The sequence below is a fragment of the Pseudobutyrivibrio xylanivorans DSM 14809 genome (assembly GCF_900141825.1).
Classification (GTDB): domain Bacteria; phylum Bacillota; class Clostridia; order Lachnospirales; family Lachnospiraceae; genus Pseudobutyrivibrio; species Pseudobutyrivibrio xylanivorans.
The window spans coordinates 188,543-209,603 of the sequence record NZ_FQYQ01000002.1; the positions used below are offsets into that span (position 1 = coordinate 188,543).

A 21,061-nucleotide genomic window follows, 5' to 3' on the forward strand; every position below is an offset into this window, starting at 1 on the left:
CGAACAAATTATAAAATTTATTTAGTGCCAGTAAATAGGGAAGAACATTATAATGAAAGAATTAGTGAGATATCACATGGTCTTTTCTGGTCGTGTGCAAGGTGTAGGCTTTAGATATAAGGCTAATTATATTGCGGACCAATATCGACTTACTGGGTTTGTAAGAAACGAATTCGATGGGGCGGTAACGGTGGAAGTCCAAGGTACAGAGGAGGAGATATACAGATTTCTAAAATCGCTGGCTTCAGACTAGATATCTATGATTTGAAAAAGCAGAAAATAACGATTGATAATGATGAGAAGCGATTTAGTGTAAAGTATTAAGAAAACTTAAGAAATATTCTTTGGGCATCGAAGCCATGTATAGATTGTTATTAGAAATTAGAAATAAGAATATATCGCACACAACTATTCAACTAGAAGTTTCTATCAAAATTAACGAGACTGCTTAAAAAAGGAATGCTAATTTACAGGTTCTGCAACGGTGTCTGATAAGGCAAATTGTATCAAGTCTACTAGGTTTGAGGATGGCTTAATTATTCCAGGTGGAGAAAGCACCGTACAGGGAAAGCTTCTTAAGGAACTAGGACTTTTTGAGCCATTTAAGAAAATGATTGAAAACGGACTTCCTGTATTTGGTACCTGCGCAGGATTGCTACTTTTAGCAGATAAAATAAATAATGATGACAGCAGTTACTTACAGACTATGGATATCGTAGCTGAAAGAAATGCCTATGGTAGACAGCTTGGAAGCTTTTACACTGAGGCTGATTTTAAGGGAATTGGTACTGTTCCTATGACATTTATTCGTGCGCCTTATATCAAAGCTGTTTCGGAAAAAGCAAGACCTCTTGCCACAGTTGATGGTCACATAGTTGCAGCAAGACAAGGAAATCAACTGGTAACTGCATTTCATCCTGAGCTTAATGACTCGCTACATATTCATAAATATTTTTGTGATATGGTTGCCAACCAATAACTACTTTGCCACCCAAGAATAACAAAAGCCATCGTCCAGGCTCACTACAGCACTATAACAGTGAAGTGTGAACCTGACAATGGCAGTAAATTTATAGTTATATCGACTATAGATTGATTTACATTTGTTTTTTTATCTCGTTAGATGCTTCAATCGTAAATTTAACAAGATTACTATTGATAGTATCTACAGCATTAGAGACATTTGTTGCCGCTGTTGCTACTTGGTCACTGGAATCTGCTACATCCTGAGAAGCCATTGTTACCTTTTCAACATTTGCTGCAATCATTTGAGTAGATGCAGACTGCTGCTCTGATACAGATGCCATATTTGTAGCTACATCATTTACCTTTCTCATTTGTTCAGCCATGTCATCTAATGTAGATGAAGCATTGTTAAGCTCTGTAGTAATCTGAAGGAAGGTTTCAGCTGCAGCATTAATAGAGCCTGAGCTTTCATCAATAAGCTGTGAGTTAGTCTCTGATTTCTCTGAAAGGTCTTTTACTCTATCAGACATTTCTTTGATAATATCTACTATCTGATTAGTTGCCTCGGCAGAATTGTTGGCAAGTGCTCCGATTTCGGTTGCAACAACTGCAAATCCCTTTCCAGCCTCGCCCGCTCTGGCGGCTTCAATAGAAGCATTCAAAGATAGCAAATTAGTCTGAGATGAAATAGAATTAATCATATCCACTATCTGTGTGATTTGCTGTGCAGCATCATCAACACTTTGAACAGCATTAGACATATCCTTCATAGATGAAACGATATGATCCATTCCTTCAGCAACTGACTTCATATCATTTTGTCCCACATCAGCCTTTTTAACCAACTGGTTCATGATATCTTCTATCTGCTCTTCTTCTGTAGTAACCTCAGAAATTGTTTGAGCTAGCAATGTTGCATTTTCGGCTATTTCGTTAACTGCCTCTGCCATATCATCAATATTATTTCTAATCTGATTCATGGAAACGGACTGCTCATTTGCTGCCAACTTCAGATTATCTGCAGTATCCTTTGAGTCTTGAGCATCTCCTATCAGTTTTGTTGAAACAGATTTAATCTCACTCAGACTGTCTCGCATACCATTTATGAATTTGCCCATGGCAGTATTCATAAATGCTATCTCATCATTTCCGCTAGATGATATTTCAACTGTGAAGTCACCACTTGCGATTTTCTCAATATTTTCTGTAAGCATTGTAACAGGCTTTTTAATCATATTAGAAAGAACTCTTAATACAAGTGCTACAACCAAAACTACAACTACTATTGTTGCAACAGAAAGTATATAAACTAATTTGATAAGTTCTGCCAATACTTCTGTTCTCTTTGCGTATGCTATTACCTTCCAGTCGGTACCACTTACAGTAGATGAAACCATATAATAGCTTGCGCCCTCAGTTTTTACTGTTGAAACCACATTATCTTCGGAAACAAGACTTTCTCCTACTGCCTTCCAAAATGGGTCTGATGAATTATCAGCGATATTTGTACCACAAAGGTTTGTATCTTTATAAGAAAGGATTTGGCCTGCACTTGTAACCATAATACAGCCACCCGTTTTATAAAGAGTTACCTCATTTAACTGTTCCTGTAACGCAGTCAAAATCAAATCAGTTGCAAATACACCCTCTCTACCATCCTTTAGATGAATATGGCGAATAACGGTAGCACACAAATCTCCCGTTGCCGCATCAAAATATGGTTAATCATAGTAGTAAAACCATGTATTATCATATCCAATACCCTGCTGATACCATTTCTTTTCTGTTACAACATAATCTTCGCCAGGCACCCAGCCAGATGGGTCTAAAAATTCATCAGTATTGGTACCAATATATGCTCCTGTAGGAATAAGGTCATATCTACCTACTGATTGTGCCAAATAATCTATAATCTCAGCATTGTCTTCAAAGTGGAGTTTTTCGGTGGAATCTGCAATTCCATTCAAATAATAAAATATGGAGTTTAATGCTTTGTTAATCTGACCTGCATCCGCTACAACTTCGTTATTTAGCGAACTGTCAATCAAATTCTTCATCATTCTGTACCCAAAGCCTAGAATAAGACACTCTGCCAAAAGGGTACTGCATATCAGTAACACACCAAAAAGCATCGCCAATTTTTTGCTAATGGCTTTAGGTGAAGCACCACTAGCAAATCCTGTAGTATTTTCCTTCATCCCCATCGTAAACCTCCATTCAACATAGTTTTTGCTACTTTTAGAAAAGCAAAAATCGGTTAAAATATACAATGACAATATTGATGATAGCATATAAATTTGGCACAATTGTGTTTTACTTGAGCGTATTTTATGCCACAGTGTAGTGTACAACGTGAACGACCTCTTAAATTGCACCTAGCTGCAAGCTTATCTAAGCTCTCCTGAATATATCGCTCACTTTTATTATCAAGTGCACTGGTTGCTTCCCATCAATACGCACACTGCCTCCAGTATTATGTAATATAGAGATTGCCATTTACCTACTAAAAGAGTATGCTTTTAGAAAAGAAGAGAAGGGGGATAGAAAAAATGATTTCAAGAGAAGAGGCCTTCGACTTATTGAAAAAGTACAACAAGGATTCTTTTCATATTCAACACGCATTAACCGTTGAAGCTGTTATGAAATGGTATGCAAATGAACTTGGTTATGCAGATGAAAAGGAATATTGGGGAATTGTTGGACTTTTACATGATATAGATTTTGAATTGTATCCAGATGAACATTGTTTAAAAGCTCCAGAATTATTAAAAGAGGGCGGTGTGAGTGATGATATTATTCATGCAGTATGTTCACACGGATACGGTATTACTGTTGGTTGCGGAGAAACTATAGATGTCGAACCAATTAGAGAAATGGAAAAAGTACTCTTTGCAGCTGATGAGTTGACAGGACTTATTTGGGCGGCAGCTCTGATGCGACCATCTAAGAGTACTAAAGATATGGAACTAAAATCTCTTAAGAAGAAATATAAAAGCAAGGGATTTGCTGCAGGATGTTCACGAGAGGTTATAGAACGTGGCGCAAATCAGCTTGGCTGGGAGCTTAACGATTTGTTAGATAAAACTTTGCAAGCAATGGCAGCTAGTGAGGATACAATTAACGAGGAAATGTTAGCGGGGTAAAGGCCTATGAAATCAATCCTTATTAAAGATACAACACGAGAAGAGCGCGAAGAGATTATAAAAGCATCTCTTGATTGTGGTGGCGGATGTGAAAACTGTTCTTCTTGTTGGCTTGGTGGCGGTAGTCCGTGGGATATTTATCAGGACTATATAGATGGTAAACGGGAAATTAGTGATATTAATAAGGATTATATGTCTATATACCGTCAGGATAGGCAGATAAAATAGGTATATTTATGAAAGAAGCTCCAGATATTATAAAATCAACAGAACAAGAACGGCGTGATTATATAAAGCAAAGATTTCCATGTATTGCAGATTGCGATATGTGTGGGCTTTGCAAAGTGTTTCATGGAAAAGACGCAGAAACAGCTTATGACGATTATATCATAGGAGTACGGACATTTTTAGAAGTCTCAGCGGATTATAAAAGGTGATTTGCGAACGATTTGCGAATATTCCAATTGACAATTGATAATCTATAAGTTATCATAACCTTAGATAACGAATAAGTTATCATTAGGAAGAGGAATAAATATTGTACGAAAAAATGGCAAGTTTATTTTATTACACCAGTTTCCTAAGAAAACACAAAAGACACCAAAGCGCGAGATAGAGCAAGCAAAGCGAGAGCTGGCGGATTATTTGGAAAGGAATGAACAGATATGAGTAAAACATGGAATGAAGTAAGAAGTGAATTGTTCACACCTGAAGAAATTGCGGAAAGTGATTTAAGGGTTGCTCTTATGGGTGAGTTAATTAAAGCTCGTAAGGAACAAGGAATATCTCAGCGTAAATTAGAAGAACTAAGCGGTGTTAAGCAGCCTGTTATAGCAAGAATCGAAAATGGAACCAGCAATCCGCAGCTTGAAACAATAATTAAGTTGTTGGCAGCCTTGGGCAAGACTCTAGCTGTTGTACCTATGAAATAGTGTGGATAGAATAATGAATATGGAAAAGACTACTGAAAAAAAACAGTAGTCTTTTTTTATAAAAAAATTGCCTTTAAAATCAATGGAGTAGGGCGTCCAATAAAATGCCATGCAATGTTGCTATCTTATATTTAGGAGCTTTCGAGTGTGAGAGCTTCTATATTTTTTAAATAAAGTTAGACGCATTTAACGAGAGGTGGTAGTATGAAACTAGAAGAGAGTGGGGAATTAGAGGAATGGGCAATAATTTGAACAAATCTTTTATTTTCAGGAATTTCTATAAGGAATTAGAGGATAACTATGGGTCTGCCATGGCAAAAGAAATGTGGAATAATGCTGAATCCGAATTTGTCAAACTACAGGATGCAGAACCATCGGCTGATAAGGCTACTGTATCATATGTATTTCCTGCGGTAGCATTGTATCGTTCAATTGAACATTTTTATCCAGAAGAGGCACTGACTGTTACTAGAGCTTTTGGAACAAAAATGGGACTTATGCTAAAAGGTATCTTTAGGACGCTTACTGCTTTGCCTGGCATTCCAACGCTTATGTGGAGAAAGATGGACCGAATTGCTGCAAAAATGAGCGATGGATATGAAATAGAGAATCTTTTAGTTACTGAAGACAAATGTTTCATGGATGTAGTCAGTTGCCCCCTCTATGATAAGGCTCTTGAACTAGGCACACCAAACGCTATTCAGATGATTTGTTGCATGGATAAGGAATATATGAATGGATTTAGAGGAGTTGATTACAAGAGGACTAAATCAGTCGCAGAAGGTGATGATTGTTGCGACTATAGACTTAAAAAGTCCTTTTAAAAATATTTGCTATCGTCGGTAAGAATATCATCAATCGACTTGCTGTGTTTGAATGGTAAGTAATTTTGAAAATGACTACAAGGATGACGGAAGTAAAACATGGAGTTTTACATAGAGATTATACATTGGTTATAGGTGGGGCAATCTGCGACTACTGGATTGTACCGGATAAAATAAAGAATCCTAAGTAAATAATATAATCAAATACCCTTCTGTGATATATTAGAAAGAAAAAATATAGCAAAGGGATTATTTATGAAAAAGACGTTAGTTACATTATTATTGGCTTGTATGCTTGTGGGCTGTGGAAATAAGCAGAGTGATGAGATAATTGGTGGGGCAGATGAGCCTACAAGTATTATTTTAGAATCGGATTCAACAAAAGATGATGAGAGCAGTGCAGATTCAATTACTGATGATGAGGCTTTAAATGCTATAAAAAACTACTGCTATGAGAATTATCCTGATGTAAAAGAATTAGAAGAGTCTGGAGAATATGAGGTTTACTGGAATGTTGAGTCTAGTGTTGACAAGCAGATAGTTGTTGCATTTAGATCTTATACGGCAGCGATAGTTCGTTTTTACATAGATTCAGCCACAGGAGAAACATACATAACCGAATATGTTTCAGGTATTACTGATGAGGAGGAGCCTACTGGAGAGACTTTTAATGTAAAAGACTATTTTGAAATAGGTGAATAATGTTATGGAACGTGATGAGTTAAAAGAAGCCATTCTTAGAGATCTAAATGCAGAGGAATATCCTTTTGTTATAGAGGTTAAAGGAAACACTATTGTTGGAAGATGGAAGACTCAGGAGATTCCTGGAAGTGCTAATTCAAAAAGATATCGTCCCTTTTCTGTAGAATATAAGCTCCGTGCAGACGGAACATTTTATGGCGGGGAAATGACAGTCCACTGTGATGAGTACAAGCCACCTATGTCAGCAGAGTCTAGAGGGGTGTATTCTGTTACTGCCAATGAAAATTTGAAGTGGAGGAAAAAGGTGGATGTTAAAGAATGGTCTACTATTGACCACGACGAGCAAAAGCTTTTTTCAATAATAGAGCATTATTTGATAGATAAAGGGTTTTCCTATCGACCAGGTGTATGGAACCATGCTTATATAGGTTGGAGACAAGGTTATTACTTACGATTAGTAGGTGCATTACTATTGTTTGTTGGTACCTTTATTTTTATAGGCTCACTAGGTACTGGAAACTTATTTATTAATCTATTTCCTTGGATTCACATCATAGTTGGTGCTTGGTTTCTTCTTATAGGATTAGGAAAGATTCCGTTTTACCATCTTAGGAATGACATACTGATAAAAGTGATTATTGGAACCATTGCCATTTGTTGGTTGCTAGTCTTTGCCTGTATGTTTTTTGATATAGATCCACTTGGATTCCTTTTTAGATAAATAAAATGGATTGCTTATACCAGGTATTATGATTTTGTTTGGATGGCTTTTGTGGAAACATGGTCCAAAGGACATCAATTCTTTCTATGGCTATAATACTTTGGCCAATCATACCTACAGAAATCAATTTGAAAAAGAATTTCTAGAGGAGAGGTTATTTTTAATCGGGTTGTGGTAAGAAGATTATAGGAAATGGAGGGGAAAGCCTATGATTAAGATATACGGAATGCCAACTTGTCCATATTGCGATTATATTCATGAGCAGATTAAGGGTAGAGAGTCAGAATTTGAATATATCAATATAGGTGAGAACATCAGAAATATGGGAGCATTCACTAGACTACGTGATACCAATTCTGTTTTTGATCACTGTAAAGAAATAGGCGATGTAGGTATCCCTGCTTTTGTATTCGAGGATGGTAGAGTTTCAATTGATCCTGCCGATGCAGGCTTGATTGAGTATGGTACAGTTGATGCTTGCTCTATAGAAGACCACAAGAGCGGAAGAAAAGGTTGCTAATGGAAATATTATTAGTGATTGATATGCAGCAAAAGTACATGGATAGCTATGAGTCAGATCTACTTGAACGTGTTAATATGCGTATTCAAGAAGCTGTGGCTGCGGACATTCCTGTAGTCTATGTGAGAAATGTAGGCAAGATTGAGAATGAGGATAAGTATGTGTTAGCTGAAGGCCTTGATGTAGTATCGGAGTATGTATTTGCCAAAAGATGGCCAAGTGCTTTTTCCTCGGAAGAGTTTGCGCAGTTCATAGAACGCTTGAAAGTAGATACCATCAATATGGTTGGAGTAGATGGCAGATGTTGTGTGGCTCGTAGTGCTATGGATGCGAGGAAGAGAGGATATGCTGTTAGACTTTATTTGGATTCTGTAGCTGCGATTAATGACAATTTCTATTTAAAAGAGCTCCCCGAGATGCAGGAAACTGGGGTAGAGACAATAGCTGATTAATTGAACACATATTATTTAATATGTATCAAATTAACGTTTGTATGAACACATTCTTAAAATAGTATCAGAATAATCATTAATAATAGTTATTCTGATACTATTTTTCTTTGAGCAAACTAACAATAGTTAATTTGATGGTTTTGGAGGTTCTAGATGGGAAATTATTACAGCTATATGAGAATATCTACAGATCAAGAGAAGCAAAAACTTCAACAGACAGATTAAAAGTCTGAGTCGCTATGCAAAAGAGCATGGCATAGAATATCTGGTTGAGTTTACAGAAGAGAAGTCTGCAAAAAATTTTACTGAGAGACCTCAGTTCCAGAAGCTGGATAAGATTTTGCAGAAAGATGATACCGTTGTCTTTAAGGACATTTCCAGATTCACTCGTGAAGCTGAGAACGGCTATAAGAAATATATGGAATTGCTTAATCGGGGTATCAATGTTGTGTTCATTGATAATCCAACTGTGTCCAGCGAGTACATCAAGCAGATGATGGACGTAGCCCAAGTGCAGGATCTAGTCACATGAACAGCTATGGAAGGCGTAATAAAGTTACTTCTTATTGTAGAGCTAGATAGAGCAGAGCAGCAGCGCTTATATATTTCTAAGGCAATCAAGGACGGTATCGCTGCAAGTAATAAGCGCAGCGGAAGAAAGCAGGGGCAGTTTGACAAGCTGACACCTGAGCTCAAAGCAGATATTCAAGCGTACCTGCATGACCGCTCGATTAAGCAGGTGGATTTGATGAAGAAGTATAGCATTTCAAGGAATACTTTGAAGAAGTATATTGAGAGTGAGAAACTCACCTAAATTTATAGACATATCATTTATTATTGTGGTACTTTATAATAAAAGAGAAGGGGGAATTTTGCTTATGAATTCATCAGCTATTGCGTTATTTATCGTATTGGGGGCTATTGTTTTAGTGCCGATTATTTTCAAATCAGTTCTTAAAATAATTCAAGACATTGATTACAAAAGACAGGTTGAAGGAAAAATTCCAGAAAGAACATTTCATGGGAAGATTCCTCCAGCGGACAGTGCGTCAGACAATTCTTTTGATGTAAATGTACAGACAGGATACAAGGAATCTTGTGACGCTGAATTAAGGATGCGTGGAGCACAAAATTTTTTTGGACCAAAATAGAAGATGCTTAATCCTGTAAATGATACGCTAGAGAACCTCGTTTAGAGTGTGGATTGATTATCGGCTAGAAATTGGCAACAAAAAGGGCTTGCTCATTGAGAACAAGCTCTATAAATTAATAATATGATTATGGAAGCAGATTCAAATAAATTTATAGGTGGAGCTGATGGCCCGACTTCTATAGTGTTTTATAATAATTCTCATAAGCTTTCAATATCGCAAAGAATACAGATAACTATAAACAATCTAAAAAGAAGATATTGGGCGAGACGTATAGTTCCAGGTACTCATAGCTTAGAGGAAGTTGAAGAGTTACTTTCAACAAAATATGGTTTTACTGAAGTAGATGTATCAGGTGTTGAATTTATGGAAGAGTATCAGCAGATGCGGACAACTTTTCTTCTTGAGGACATGCCTGAGTTAGCTGCGGATAGTTCTTATCTATCGTCAACAAGTGATGATGTTGGGACAATCATAAAGAATCTTGAATTAAAACTACAGCAAGAGCGCATGTTAGCGGAATCCATTCCTTCAGAAGTGTATGATATTGACTTTCATAAGTATATAAGACGCGGAAAATCACAAAACGACGAAATGCATATCATTATAGAGCGCACTCACGAATATATTGGTGGCGGTGCAGGTGGAAGTAAAAGATTTATACGCGAATGGAAAAAAATAATGAAGAATACCTATCTTTACTACGGAGTATCCGAGGAGGACATTAAAACCAAATCACAGCGCTACAAAGAATTGCTATTAGAGCTTATCATATAGTAATTCACAAAAAAGACTTGCGCATTGAGAAAAATCCCTTGCTATATATTATTTAGCTAAGGTCTATGAGTACCTAGTGCTTCCCCTGCTAAATGGCAGGGGATTTTTTGCATTACTCACATAAAATCATATTTTCTCTGAGTTTTTATAAGATAGGGAATTTGTGGTGCCAAAAAGGACAGGGATTTACATTATACCTGTCCTTTGTAACTGCAGTTATTTAGTCATTATATTTTAAACCATAATAATCCATATACTTCTTAAATCGATCTTGGCATGAGAGAATGGTATCAGTGAGATATCCTTTTTCATTATTCCATTCTTTTAGACCTCTGTAGTAATATTCTTTTATATCATCTTCAATTATAAATGGAGTGATTCCATTTCTAAGACATTCTTTGAACATGATAAGTCGTCCAATTCGTCCATTTCCATCTTGAAATGGATGGATTTTTTCAAACTGATAGTGAAATTCGATTATGTCATTTATGGATTTTATCTTGTCTTTATTATATGTCTTAATAAGTTCTTTCATGGAATTTGGAACATTTTCAGGAGAAACAGTTTCTAATCCTCCAACCTCGTTGGCGAGTCTTTTGTAATCGCCTACAGCAAACCAAGGTTTTCTACTGTCAGAAGTGCCTGATTTGAGAACAAGATGTAATTGCTTAATAAAGCTCTCGCTAAGTGCATAATTTGCCTGTTCAATAGCAAGATCTATACAGCGGAAATGATTGACTGTTTCCACAATATCATCGACATTAATAGTATCTTTCTCTACGCCTATTGTGTTTGTCTCGTATATGTATCTTGTTTCATCGTGTGTAAGGCGACTTCCTTCTATATGGTTGGAATTATATGTTAATTCAATCTGAATTTTGTGATATATTCCACCCGTGATTCCTGCGTCCTTTTCTATTTTTAAACGAGAAAGAAGATCCGTAGGAAGTTTTCCAGCTCTTTGCTTTCTCGCTGGTTTTTCAGCATTTGAAGGGATAGCCCACGAACCATTTTGTATTACTGCTCCAGGGATTCTCCCAGCATTACAATAATTTCTTACACTACGTTCTGATATATTCCATTTATTTGCGGCTTCTGTAACATCAATATAAATCATATGCTTCTCCGAAAGTTCATTAATTATCTTTATGGAATAATTATAACATATTCGGCAATATAAAACAGCATTTCATATGTTGAATATCTGGTTTATATTGCCGTAAATATATATGTAATATCATATTTGCATATACAACATAAGATATAGGCACATATAGATATCAAAATAATGGCAATCCTCACTATTGTTGTAATTGTGACATGTACTATTGTAGATTTTTCAAAAAGAATCAACCATTATTGATTGGTGCTTTCTTTTTTGAAAAGAAGTACAATACCCTTATACAAGTACAGAGGAGACGGTTGTCTTGCTTTCCAAGGGCGAGATACCCAGTAAGAAGGTTAAGGTTGAGTTCTCATTAGAGGGTATGGATACTGATGGTTTCAAGGACGGAGCTACCTACGATGAGATAAGAGATTGGGTACAGGAGAAATATGATTTACATGTTACGAATCTTAATATAGCTCAGGTAAAGAGAAAGAATGGCATTATTGAGAGGGAGAATTATAATAAGCCGAAGTCCGAAGATAGCAGACAGCCGGGAACAACACCAGAAAAGGAGAAGGCTATTACTGAGGCGCTGAAACATTTTAATATGATATGAGTAATAGGAGGCATTCACAAAATGGATGCCTCTTTTTTTATTGCGAGAAAGAGTTTAGTTGTCTGCAAAAATTCATTTTGGGCTTGCATCAAAAATCTTTTGGTGATAGCATAGTTTTTGTCAATAAAAAAGAAAGAGCGTTAATCGCATAGGTGAAGGAATGATTATTAGATAATTTAGCTTGAGTGAACACTGTCAGTAATGACAATGCTGCCAAGGCAGCTATTTTGTGTACGCTTAAACTGGATTATCATACATTCTTAGCCTATTTTATTTCTATATACTTATAGTAGGTCTATTTGTGTGAGTCTATTTTGCGTATGCGGAATAGGCTTTTTTCATGCGCAGCTTATGGAAATGTATGCAGGAGGAAAAATGTTACAGATAAAAGACCTTACTATAACGCATCTCAAAGATCTGAGAATTATTCTGGATAAATTCAATATGGTATTAAATGATGGGGACAAAGCTGTGATCATAGGAGAAGAGGGAAATGGAAAGTCTACGCTTATGAAGTGGATATATGATCCAAATCTTGCAGAGGCATATACAGAGTGCAGTGGTGAAAGGATAACAGGAGGGGAGTCTTTGGGGTATTTACCTCAGGAACTTAATGAATGCGACAGAGTCAAAACCTTGTACGAGTTTTTTTCAGAAGGAACGTTGTTTTTTGATAAGACACCAAAGGAACTATCCGAAATGGCTAGTCAGTTTCAGGTTCCATCAGAGTTCTTTTATAGTGACCAGATAATGGGGAGCCTGTCCGGTGGTGAGAAGGTAAAGGCGCAGCTTATGAGACTTCTTATGGATGAGCCGACAGTTCTTTTGCTGGACGAGCCTTCAAACGATATTGATATAAGTACGTTAGAACTCTTGGAAAAGCTGATAAAGGACTGGAAGCATATTGTTCTCTTTATTTCACATGATGAAACACTTATTGAGAATACGGCCAACGTTATCATCCATTTGGAACAGATAATGCGGAAAAGCAAGTCAAGATATACGATTGTAAAAGACAATTACGAGAACTACATAAAAAGAAGGGCTGATAACTTCCAGCGTCAGGAGCAGCAGGCACTTAATGATCGCAGGGAAAAGAAAATTCGTGATGAAAAGTTCAGGCGAGTTTATGACAGCGTTGATCATGCGCTTACGTATATATCAAAAGGCGCCAGAGATGCGCCGGGAAAGAACCTGAAGGATAAGATGCATACCGTTAAGGCTATGGGGAAGCGCTTTGAAAAAATGGATGAAAACATGACTGAAATGCCGGAGCAGGAGGAGGCAATCTTTTTTAAACTTGGTAATAAAGATGCAATAGTGCCTGCTGGAAAGACGGTTATTGAGTATTCTCAGGATGAACTTAGAACGCCTGATGGGAGCAAAATCCTTTCCCGAAATATCTTTTTAAGGGTAAGAGGTCCTGAGAAAATCTGCATTGTGGGTACTAATGGAGTTGGAAAAACAACACTTCTTAAGAAAATGGCAGATGAGCTTCTTTCAAGAAAGGACATAAGAGCACAGTATATGCCGCAGAACTATGAGGATATGCTTGATCTTGCTGCCACGCCGGTTGAATTTCTCGATGATACAGGGGATAAGGTGATTCGAACACGTATCAGAACATATCTTGGCTCCCTTAAGTATACTCCTGATGAGATGGACCATCCGATAAGAGAACTGTCAGGTGGTCAGAAAGCCAAGGTGCTTCTTTTAAAGATGAGCATGTCTGATGCTAATGTTCTTATCCTTGATGAGCCAACAAGAAACTTTTCACCACTGTCGGGACCGGTCATTAGGGAGATGATAGCTTCATTTCCCGGAGCAGTGATAAGTATCTCTCACGACAGAAAGTACATCGATGAGGTCTGTACCAAGACCTATATACTAACAGAGGAAGGATTGAAATAATGCATATTGAACCTTTTGATATGAAATATCTTAACGATTACTTTAATGGATTTAATGAAGAAATAACAAAATATCAGTGGCCGGAGCCGTTTGAAAACATTGAGGCTTCCAAAGATATGCTGCAGGAGTTTATGGATGAGATGGAGAAAGGAGAAACCCTGTTTTATTCTGTAATCTCAGATGATGATAAATTCATCGGGAGTGTGGAAATGCATGGAATGACAAGTGATTGTCCTGAACTGGGAGTCTGGATCATTGAGAATGAACAAAGAAAAGGATTTGCGTATGCTGCTTTAAAGAAACTGCTTAAGTATGCTGCAAGGACATATGACAAGAAAAAATTCTATTATGAGGCAGATATACGAAACGAAGGTAGCATGAAGCTACTAAGTAGGTTCGGGACAGATTATGATATTATCGAGTGTGATCTTGAGGAAACAGTAACAGATTCCGGAAAGAATCTTAAGCTGCAGGGATATGTGATTGCAGAAAAATAAGGCATCTCGATGTGCCTTTTGAATGAAGAATAAGGAGACAGTATGTTAGATAATAAAGGATTTGATTTATGGGCAGATGGCTATGATGCAGCCGTTGGCCTTTCAGATGAAGAAAATAGTTATCCGTTTGCAGGATATAAGGATGTACTGGGAATGATATTCCGGGAGGTAATGGCAAAGAAAAACGCTAAGGTCCTTGATATTGGATTTGGAACAGGGACGCTTACTACAAAACTCTATGAGAATGAATGTGATGTTTATGGACAGGACTTTTCTCAGAGAATGATAGAGCTTGCTCAGCAGAAGATGGAAAAGGCACATCTTTACCAGGGGGATTTTTCCAAAGGCTTAGTTAAAGAACTTGTGGATTTAAAATATGATTACATCATTGGAACATACTCCTTACACCACCTGACAGATGAGCAGAAGATTTCATTTTTCAAGTCGCTAACAGACAGGCTTAATGAAGGGGGAAAGCTTCTTATTGGTGATGTTGCATTTGAAACGAGGGCAGAATTGGAAAAGTGCAGGGAAGAAGCCGCTGATGACTGGGATGAGGATGAAATCTATTTTGTTTTGGATGAACTTAGAGAGGCATTTCCCGGGGCGGAATTCTATCCTAAATCCTATTGCTCCGGTGTAATTGAGATAAAAAAGGTAAACGATATATGTGTCAGCCTGTACATTCCAAAACTTGAGGACTTATAGTTCCGTGAGGAGTTTATGGCTGATCCTGCCACAATGGAATATAATCATGCCTGGGGTGGCACAATCCCATTTCCAAAAGAAAAGTGGGAAGGCTGGTATAATGACTGGGTTGTAAATGATGATGGAAAATGCTTTTATCGTTACTTGAAGAATACCGATGGTGAGTTTGTCGGCGAGGTGGCATACCATATTGATAGTAAACACAATATGTGTATGGCAGATGTGATTATTGCTTCAAAGTATCGTGGAAGAGGATATGGAAAGGCAGGGTTGCTGCTCCTTTGCGAACAGGCTAAGGACAATGGTATGGATAGCATATATGATAATATTGCAATCGATAATACTGCGGTCAGGCTTTTTAAGGAATGTGGCTTTACGGAAGAATATAGGACAGAAGAGATAATAATGCTTAAAAAGCAGCTGGTATAGGCGCTGATGATTGCAGATAGTGTAAATTATCGCAATATATTGGAGGATTTGGAGGGACAAATGAATATTGTTTTAGCAGCTGTTGGTTTTAAAAATGGCGACATAAAATACAACAAAGAAAAAATATGTAAGATTATAAGCGAATGTAATGACAAGGCAGATATTATCGTATTTGGAGAGACATTCTTACAGGGCTTTGATGCACTCTCATGGAATTATGAAAAAGACAAGAGCATTGCCATTGAATTAGAATCACCAATTATTGAGGACATAAGAAAGCTGGCAAAGGAGAAGCATACAGCGATTTGTTTTGGATTAGTCGAAAAAGATAAAGACAGCCTTTACAGTAGTCAGCTGACGATAGGTGCAAATGGCGACATTGTTGATGTTTTCCGAAGAGTATCGGAAGGTTGGAAAGAGTCTTGTGCAGATGCTCATTACAAAGAGGGAGACAGTTTTCATACATTTGAATATTTGAATACTAAGATTAGTATTGGGCTATGCGGAGATTTCTGGGATGAAGAATATGCGTCACATATGAAAGCACTTGATGCAGACATGGTTATATGGCCAGTTTACACAGATTTCAATTTTGATGAATGGAATACGACAGTAAAGTATGAGTATGCAGAGCAAGCTGCAAACTGTGGAAATAAGGTCCTTTATGTCAATTCTGTATGCCTTGATAGGGACGAACACGAAATAGCCAGAGGCGGAGCTGCTTTTTTTGAGGAAGGCAAGATTATCAAGGAGACACCATCCGGTAAAGAAAGTGTTCTTTATGTTAGCCTTTGAAGACGGTTCATAGCATGATAAAGATTATGAAAGAGTGAAGGTGTTGTTATGCTTAGAAAAATAATGAAGTATAGTGATTTGGATGAAAGAAAACTGATGGATATATATACAGAAAGTAATTTTGAGAATACAGAATACTTTTACCCAGACGAGACGGATAAAAATAAAGCGGTCAAACTTGTAGAGGCAGGCTTTTGCAACTATTTAAAGAATGATTTTTATAACCTTGATGACAGCATTTATTGGATATATGAGGAAGATGGAAAATGGCTTTGCGCATTGAGAACTAATATGATTAAGCCTGGATTGTTTTATCTTGAAGCACTTGAGACACCTCCAGACAGCAGACGGAAAGGGTATGCATGTCGTCTTATCAATGATGTTTTGGAAGACATGAAGAACGATGGAAGTTTTAAGTTATGTGTCTGCATAAGTAAGAAAAACATAGCATCTTTGAAAACACATGAGAAATGTGGTTTTAAGATTGTTTCAGAAAAAGGCTATGACTACCTTAGTAATGAAGAAAACGATAGCACCTATGGCCTCGAGTATAATTATATGGCTGATTAAATATGCTTGAGTTATTGTGTATCCTAACCGAGCAGAATTTCTCTGCATCTAATAGTTCACAAATCTTGTTAGATGCAGATTTAAAATGAAATGAATAAATGATATACTCTTTTGGATGCATCAGATATCAGCAATTTATGGTACAAAACATGTTCTGATGCCAATCTTTTTTTGTGAGGTATGTTTTTTGGGACTTTGTGATTTTAGTTCTGTAATGCAGACAATAAAAGAGTATATCAGTGATTCAAGGGAACTTAGCCAGACGGATCTTCTTTATGAAGTGTTTGCAACATTTATAAACGATGAAGAGAACTCAGGCTATGACTTTGATATAGCTCTTGTATGTAAATGGTTTAACGGCCAGAAGGCTCTGACACCTAAGATATCCAGGTATTATCAGGAACGTCAAATGGAAGATGTTCTTATAAGTGATATCAGAGAAAATGTTGTTCCGTTATTTTATGATGCGGCCATGTGTGCAGAGAAGATATACGATCTTCTTATGCTTGATGATACGATCTCAGGAACCATGAAGGCGCATATTACAGAACAGTTTCCATGCTCTGATCCTGAAGGGATAGCAAGACTCATCGGCAGAACTCTTTACTTCACACTTCAGCGGAATTTTGTAAAACACACGGATGATACAATGCTTTCAATTGCAGAGGGGAAGCTTTCTCCTGCTGTTTCCACATATATTATAGGCAGTAATCCGCCTTTACCATGTAAGTACTTTGTCGGAAGGAAATCAGAGATCAAGAATATCAGGGATGTCCTGACTGGTTCAGGGAAGGTTTTCCTGCATGGTATAGCAGGCATGGGCAAGAGTGAGACGGCGAAGGCTTATGCAAAGACCTACAGAAAAGAATACACAAATCAGATCTATATATTCTATTCAGGCAGTCTTCAAAAAGACATTGCATCACTTGAATTTGTTAATGATCCTTTTGATGCAACAGAAGATGAGCTGTTCAGGCAGCATAACAGGTTCCTCAGAACTCTTAAGGAAGATACCCTGCTCATCATTGACAATTTTAATATCGAATCAGATCCCGATCCCATCCTGGCAGTTGTAATGAAATATTCATGCCATGTTCTTTTAACAACAAGAAATCTTATAAGTGGCAGAGAAAGCATCTATCTGGATGAGCTGGATCTTGGTGCCCAGGAAGCACTTATGCAGAACCTTTATAAAGATGCTGCAGATCATGAGCATGCAATCTCGAGTATCATATTTAACGTGCAAAATCATACCTTTGCAATAGAACTTGCTGCAAGGATGCTGCAGAAAGGGATAATGACACCTGAAGAACTCAGTGAGAGGTTGTTCTTTGCACCGGTGGATATGTCATCATCTGATAAGATAAAGGTGTCCAAGGACGGCGAGACTGAAAAAGCCACCTATGCAGATCATATCAGGACACTGTTTGGCCTATACAAACTGGCACCGGAATATCATGATATACTGCGTTGTATGACTCTCATGCCTGAAAAAGGGGCATCTAAGAAATATTTTGCAAGATGGATGGGAATTACCAATCTTAATCCTGTGTCCGAGCTTATTGAAATAGGGCTGATCCATGAAGGTGAAGGTCACCGGATAAGTATCCATGGGATAATACAGAAACTCATTATAGCTGAGCTTAAGCCAAGCATAAGCGGTTGTAAAAACTTTTTGGAAAATATCCAGTATGACTGCACTCTTCATGGAAATGATGAACCTGATTATTATGATGCTATTCCTGAGGTGATCGACAAGGCTATATTGAGTCTTACTTGCGATGAGCCCATGCTCCTACTCAGGGTTGTGGAAGATGCATATGCATATTTTGACAGACCGAACACTTATGTTGATATGTCATTCTGGCTTTCTTTCATGGAAAGCATGATAGAAAAAGAAGGCATCGGTGATGTCAGGGACAGGATTCTCCTACTGGATTATAAAGCATCCCAGGCAAGGGACGATGATGATAATGAAGAAGCCCTGAAATATGAGAACGAAGCGGCATCTCTTATAACGGAAGTTACTGCGGATAATGCGCTGCTGTATTCAAATGTACATGCCAATCTTGGAACACTTTATTTTATGAGGGGCGAACTTGATAATGCACGTCCGCACATAGAAGAAGGTATCAGAATATTGCAGGAGTTTGATCTTCTGTATATGCATGACGCAATACCACAGACCTGCCTGTTTGCACAGCTGCAGGCAGCATATGGCAATGTAGATGCAGCGCTTAGCATCTTAAAAAAGGCAGGGAAAGTCGTAGCAAGAGAAATTTCCGTATACTCAACAGACTATGCAAACATAGAAGAGACCATTGGAAGCATCCTAGCATCTGCCGGGAAAACAAGGGATGCAATAGACCAGTTTAGAAATGTTCTAAAGGCTTATGCTGAAATATACGAATATGATCCTGAATGCCTGTGCAGGATATGCGAAAGACTATGCACTTACTTTCCGAAGCCGGATGAAGCAAGGTTTTCGTTATTGGATAATGCAAGAAGTCTTTGTGATAAAAAGCTGGGATAAATTTGTTTTCAGAAAAAATGCCAAAAAGTCAATTGTCGGTCAATTGTTGGTCAATGCATAGCGATTCTATGTGTTTTATCCTTATAATGGATCGAGTGGTATCAAAAGAGTTCCACATTGATACCAAATCTGCTTGATCCGGAAAGGTGGTCAAAAGATGACCGGTATATTTACAACTAAATATTTTGGAGCTTACGGCAAAGAGATTGGGAATGCAGATTTCCTGGTCTCTTTTTTCGTATGGTCCGGCAATACTGAAGGAAAGGAGGTAACTGCGAAATGAAGGAGCATGGAGAAATTGTAGTCATCGGCATTGACCATGGCTATGGAAACATCAAAACAGCATCAACATGCACTCCCACTGGTATCACGGCATATGATACTGAACCGATATTTTCAGAAAACATTCTGGAATACAAAGGCGTATACTATCGCATCGGTGACACCCATAAAGAATTTGTTGACAATAAGGTATCTGATGAAGACTACTATCTTTTGACACTAATGGCAATAGCTCGTGAACTGTATACAGCGCACGTGCATGAAGCTACAGTGCATCTGGCTGTAGGACTGCCACTTACATGGATATACAGGCAGAAGGAAGACTTCAGACAGTACATGCTTAAGAATGAGTATGCTGAGTTTAAATGGAACAGTGAGCTGTACAAAATCCATATCACAGGCTGCTCTGTATATCCCCAGGGATACCCTGCTATTATAGGAAAGATTAATGACAGCCTGGGACTGAATCTTCTTGCTGATATTGGGAACGGAACCATGAATCTCATTTTCCTTAATGGAAAAAAGCCAGATGAAAAGCGGAGTTTCACCGAAAAACTTGGAGTAAACCAGTGTGTCATAGCTGTAAGAGATGCTGTATCTAAAGAATTCCAGACCACAATTGATGAGCGCGTGATCCAGCAGGTTTTAAGGAAAAACGAAGCTGATATTTCGGAGGCATATCTTGAGGTGATTAGAAATACCGCCAGGGAATATGCGGCGAAGGTATTCACTGCCTTGAGAGAACATGAGTATAACCCTGATCTTATGAGGCTCTATATCGTAGGTGGTGGAGGATGTATTATCAAGAACTTTGGAAATTATGATACTTCCAGGGTGACGATCATCGATGATATCTGCGCAACGGCCAAGGGTTATGAACTGCTGGCATATCTTAGTCTTAACAGAAAGAAGGAATGTGCATGAGCGAAAATGTAAAGAGCACAAGTCTTCGCTTTAATCTTGATAAGGCTGCTGATAGAAAGGCCTGGGAGTATCTGCAGACAATGGATAAAGAAGAATTCCGCTCATACAGCCATGCTGTTGCTACGAGCGTCAATTATTTCTTTGACAGATACTATCAGTCAAAGGATGATCCTTATCTGGAAACCAGAGAAAAAGAAGAAAGATTTGTACAAAAGATCGTGGAAGCGGTGGAGCATACCTTAGGGAATGTTCTGCCGCTGTTTTTATCTGGCTATGTTGCTGCCTTATGCACAGCAGCACCGGATGGAACGATGGTCATTCCAAAAAGTACGGCAGGAATAGCTGCTGAGGACAGCGCAGATAACAGCGGGACTGATGAGGCAGATATTGAAGTAAATCCTGAAGACATCCCGTGGGATTATCTTGATGGATGATCATGATTGCAATACAAAATCATAAACACCAATACAAAAGCATTTTGGTACCAATACTGACTGAAA

28 protein-coding genes are annotated in these 21,061 nt (G+C 37.8%); 25 read left to right on the forward strand and 3 right to left on the reverse strand.

Annotated features, from left to right (window positions below):
• The first annotated feature begins 76 nt into the window (after positions 1-76).
• Positions 77-253, forward strand: a complete 177-nt coding sequence (locus BUA88_RS16690) for an acylphosphatase (protein WP_242939566.1) — start codon at positions 77-79, stop codon at positions 251-253.
• 231 nt (positions 254-484) lie between these two features.
• Positions 485-979, forward strand: a complete 495-nt coding sequence (gene pdxT, locus BUA88_RS02585) for a pyridoxal 5'-phosphate synthase glutaminase subunit PdxT (RefSeq protein WP_072912298.1) — start codon at positions 485-487, stop codon at positions 977-979.
• A gap of 118 nt (positions 980-1,097) precedes the next feature.
• Here pdxT and BUA88_RS02590 read toward each other — a convergent pair whose 3' ends face one another.
• Both BUA88_RS02590 and BUA88_RS16440 read right to left on the reverse strand, forming a co-directional pair.
• Positions 1,098-2,660 carry a methyl-accepting chemotaxis protein gene (locus BUA88_RS02590; protein ID WP_242939560.1) on the reverse strand — a complete coding sequence of 521 codons (1,563 nt, stop codon included), beginning with the start codon at positions 2,658-2,660 and terminating at the stop codon, positions 1,098-1,100.
• Between the two features lie 27 nt (positions 2,661-2,687).
• A complete protein-coding gene (locus BUA88_RS16440) occupies positions 2,688-3,170 on the reverse strand; it encodes a hypothetical protein (RefSeq protein WP_242939561.1) in 483 nt (160 codons plus the stop codon).
• A 345-nt stretch (positions 3,171-3,515) separates the two neighbouring features.
• On the opposite strand from BUA88_RS16440, the gene BUA88_RS02595 reads away from it, so the two are divergent.
• The 13 genes from BUA88_RS02595 to BUA88_RS02655 all read left to right on the forward strand — a co-directional run bounded on the left by BUA88_RS02595 (position 3,516) and on the right by BUA88_RS02655 (position 10,188).
• A complete protein-coding gene (locus BUA88_RS02595; protein WP_072912300.1) occupies positions 3,516-4,109 on the forward strand; it encodes an HD domain-containing protein in 594 nt (197 codons plus the stop codon).
• 6 nt (positions 4,110-4,115) lie between these two features.
• Positions 4,116-4,337 (forward strand): hypothetical protein, encoded by a 222-nt coding sequence (locus BUA88_RS02600; protein WP_072912303.1) that lies wholly within the window; start codon positions 4,116-4,118, stop codon positions 4,335-4,337.
• A gap of 303 nt (positions 4,338-4,640) precedes the next feature.
• Complete coding sequence (locus BUA88_RS16695) at positions 4,641-4,778, forward strand: type II toxin-antitoxin system RelE/ParE family toxin (RefSeq protein WP_334292447.1); 138 nt, start codon at positions 4,641-4,643, stop codon at positions 4,776-4,778.
• On the forward strand, positions 4,775-5,041 hold the full coding sequence (locus BUA88_RS02615; RefSeq protein ID WP_072912308.1) for a helix-turn-helix domain-containing protein: 267 nt from the start codon (positions 4,775-4,777) through the stop codon (positions 5,039-5,041). Before BUA88_RS16695 ends, BUA88_RS02615 begins: the two co-directional genes overlap by 4 nt.
• Before the next feature lie 236 nt (positions 5,042-5,277).
• On the forward strand, positions 5,278-5,865 hold the full coding sequence (locus BUA88_RS02620; RefSeq protein ID WP_072912311.1) for an L-2-amino-thiazoline-4-carboxylic acid hydrolase: 588 nt from the start codon (positions 5,278-5,280) through the stop codon (positions 5,863-5,865).
• A 255-nt stretch (positions 5,866-6,120) separates the two neighbouring features.
• Positions 6,121-6,567: a hypothetical protein gene (locus BUA88_RS02625; RefSeq protein ID WP_072912314.1), complete on the forward strand. Its 447-nt coding sequence runs from the start codon at positions 6,121-6,123 to the stop codon at positions 6,565-6,567.
• A 4-nt stretch (positions 6,568-6,571) separates the two neighbouring features.
• Positions 6,572-7,288, forward strand: a complete 717-nt coding sequence (locus BUA88_RS02630; protein WP_072912317.1) for a hypothetical protein — start codon at positions 6,572-6,574, stop codon at positions 7,286-7,288.
• Between the two features lie 208 nt (positions 7,289-7,496).
• On the forward strand, positions 7,497-7,808 hold the full coding sequence (locus BUA88_RS02635) for a glutaredoxin-related protein (protein WP_072912320.1): 312 nt from the start codon (positions 7,497-7,499) through the stop codon (positions 7,806-7,808).
• Positions 7,808-8,260 (forward strand): isochorismatase family protein, encoded by a 453-nt coding sequence (locus BUA88_RS02640; RefSeq protein WP_072912324.1) that lies wholly within the window; start codon positions 7,808-7,810, stop codon positions 8,258-8,260. Before BUA88_RS02635 ends, BUA88_RS02640 begins: the two co-directional genes overlap by 1 nt.
• 265 nt (positions 8,261-8,525) lie before the next feature.
• On the forward strand, positions 8,526-8,792 hold the full coding sequence (locus BUA88_RS16700; protein ID WP_408633796.1) for a recombinase family protein: 267 nt from the start codon (positions 8,526-8,528) through the stop codon (positions 8,790-8,792).
• A 6-nt stretch (positions 8,793-8,798) separates the two neighbouring features.
• On the forward strand, positions 8,799-9,074 hold the full coding sequence (locus BUA88_RS16450; RefSeq protein WP_242939562.1) for a hypothetical protein: 276 nt from the start codon (positions 8,799-8,801) through the stop codon (positions 9,072-9,074).
• Between the two features lie 64 nt (positions 9,075-9,138).
• A complete protein-coding gene (locus BUA88_RS02650; RefSeq protein WP_072912326.1) occupies positions 9,139-9,411 on the forward strand; it encodes a hypothetical protein in 273 nt (90 codons plus the stop codon).
• A 129-nt stretch (positions 9,412-9,540) separates the two neighbouring features.
• Positions 9,541-10,188: a hypothetical protein gene (locus BUA88_RS02655; RefSeq protein WP_143151389.1), complete on the forward strand. Its 648-nt coding sequence runs from the start codon at positions 9,541-9,543 to the stop codon at positions 10,186-10,188.
• A gap of 220 nt (positions 10,189-10,408) precedes the next feature.
• Here BUA88_RS02655 and BUA88_RS02660 read toward each other — a convergent pair whose 3' ends face one another.
• Positions 10,409-11,305: a Fic family protein gene (locus BUA88_RS02660; protein ID WP_072912331.1), complete on the reverse strand. Its 897-nt coding sequence runs from the start codon at positions 11,303-11,305 to the stop codon at positions 10,409-10,411.
• 310 nt (positions 11,306-11,615) lie between these two features.
• On the opposite strand from BUA88_RS02660, the gene BUA88_RS02665 reads away from it, so the two are divergent.
• From BUA88_RS02665 to BUA88_RS02710, 10 genes are all read left to right on the forward strand, one after another.
• Entirely contained in the window at positions 11,616-11,912 is a 297-nt protein-coding gene (locus tag BUA88_RS02665; RefSeq protein WP_072912333.1) for a hypothetical protein, read from the forward strand.
• Positions 11,913-12,287: 375 nt separating this feature from the next.
• The gene (locus BUA88_RS02670) at positions 12,288-13,823 is read left to right on the forward strand and encodes an ATP-binding cassette domain-containing protein (RefSeq protein WP_072912335.1); all 1,536 of its coding nucleotides are present in this window, start codon (positions 12,288-12,290) and stop codon (positions 13,821-13,823) included.
• Positions 13,823-14,320 (forward strand): GNAT family N-acetyltransferase, encoded by a 498-nt coding sequence (locus tag BUA88_RS02675; protein WP_072912337.1) that lies wholly within the window; start codon positions 13,823-13,825, stop codon positions 14,318-14,320. Before BUA88_RS02670 ends, BUA88_RS02675 begins: the two co-directional genes overlap by 1 nt.
• Before the next feature lie 42 nt (positions 14,321-14,362).
• Positions 14,363-15,028: a class I SAM-dependent methyltransferase gene (locus BUA88_RS02680; RefSeq protein WP_072912340.1), complete on the forward strand. Its 666-nt coding sequence runs from the start codon at positions 14,363-14,365 to the stop codon at positions 15,026-15,028.
• Positions 15,029-15,043: 15 nt separating this feature from the next.
• Positions 15,044-15,457, forward strand: coding sequence for a GNAT family N-acetyltransferase (locus BUA88_RS02685; RefSeq protein WP_072912342.1), 414 nt, complete (start codon positions 15,044-15,046; stop codon positions 15,455-15,457).
• 60 nt (positions 15,458-15,517) lie between these two features.
• Positions 15,518-16,252 carry a carbon-nitrogen hydrolase family protein gene (locus tag BUA88_RS02690; protein WP_072912344.1) on the forward strand — a complete coding sequence of 245 codons (735 nt, stop codon included), beginning with the start codon at positions 15,518-15,520 and terminating at the stop codon, positions 16,250-16,252.
• 48 nt (positions 16,253-16,300) lie between these two features.
• Complete coding sequence (locus BUA88_RS02695) at positions 16,301-16,822, forward strand: GNAT family N-acetyltransferase (protein ID WP_072912347.1); 522 nt, start codon at positions 16,301-16,303, stop codon at positions 16,820-16,822.
• Positions 16,823-17,009: 187 nt separating this feature from the next.
• Positions 17,010-19,355 (forward strand): tetratricopeptide repeat protein, encoded by a 2,346-nt coding sequence (locus BUA88_RS02700; protein WP_072912350.1) that lies wholly within the window; start codon positions 17,010-17,012, stop codon positions 19,353-19,355.
• A gap of 279 nt (positions 19,356-19,634) precedes the next feature.
• Entirely contained in the window at positions 19,635-20,561 is a 927-nt protein-coding gene (locus tag BUA88_RS02705; RefSeq protein ID WP_072912353.1) for a ParM/StbA family protein, read from the forward strand.
• Positions 20,558-20,995, forward strand: coding sequence for a hypothetical protein (locus tag BUA88_RS02710; protein ID WP_072912356.1), 438 nt, complete (start codon positions 20,558-20,560; stop codon positions 20,993-20,995). Before BUA88_RS02705 ends, BUA88_RS02710 begins: the two co-directional genes overlap by 4 nt.
• Positions 20,996-21,061 lie beyond the last annotated feature (66 nt).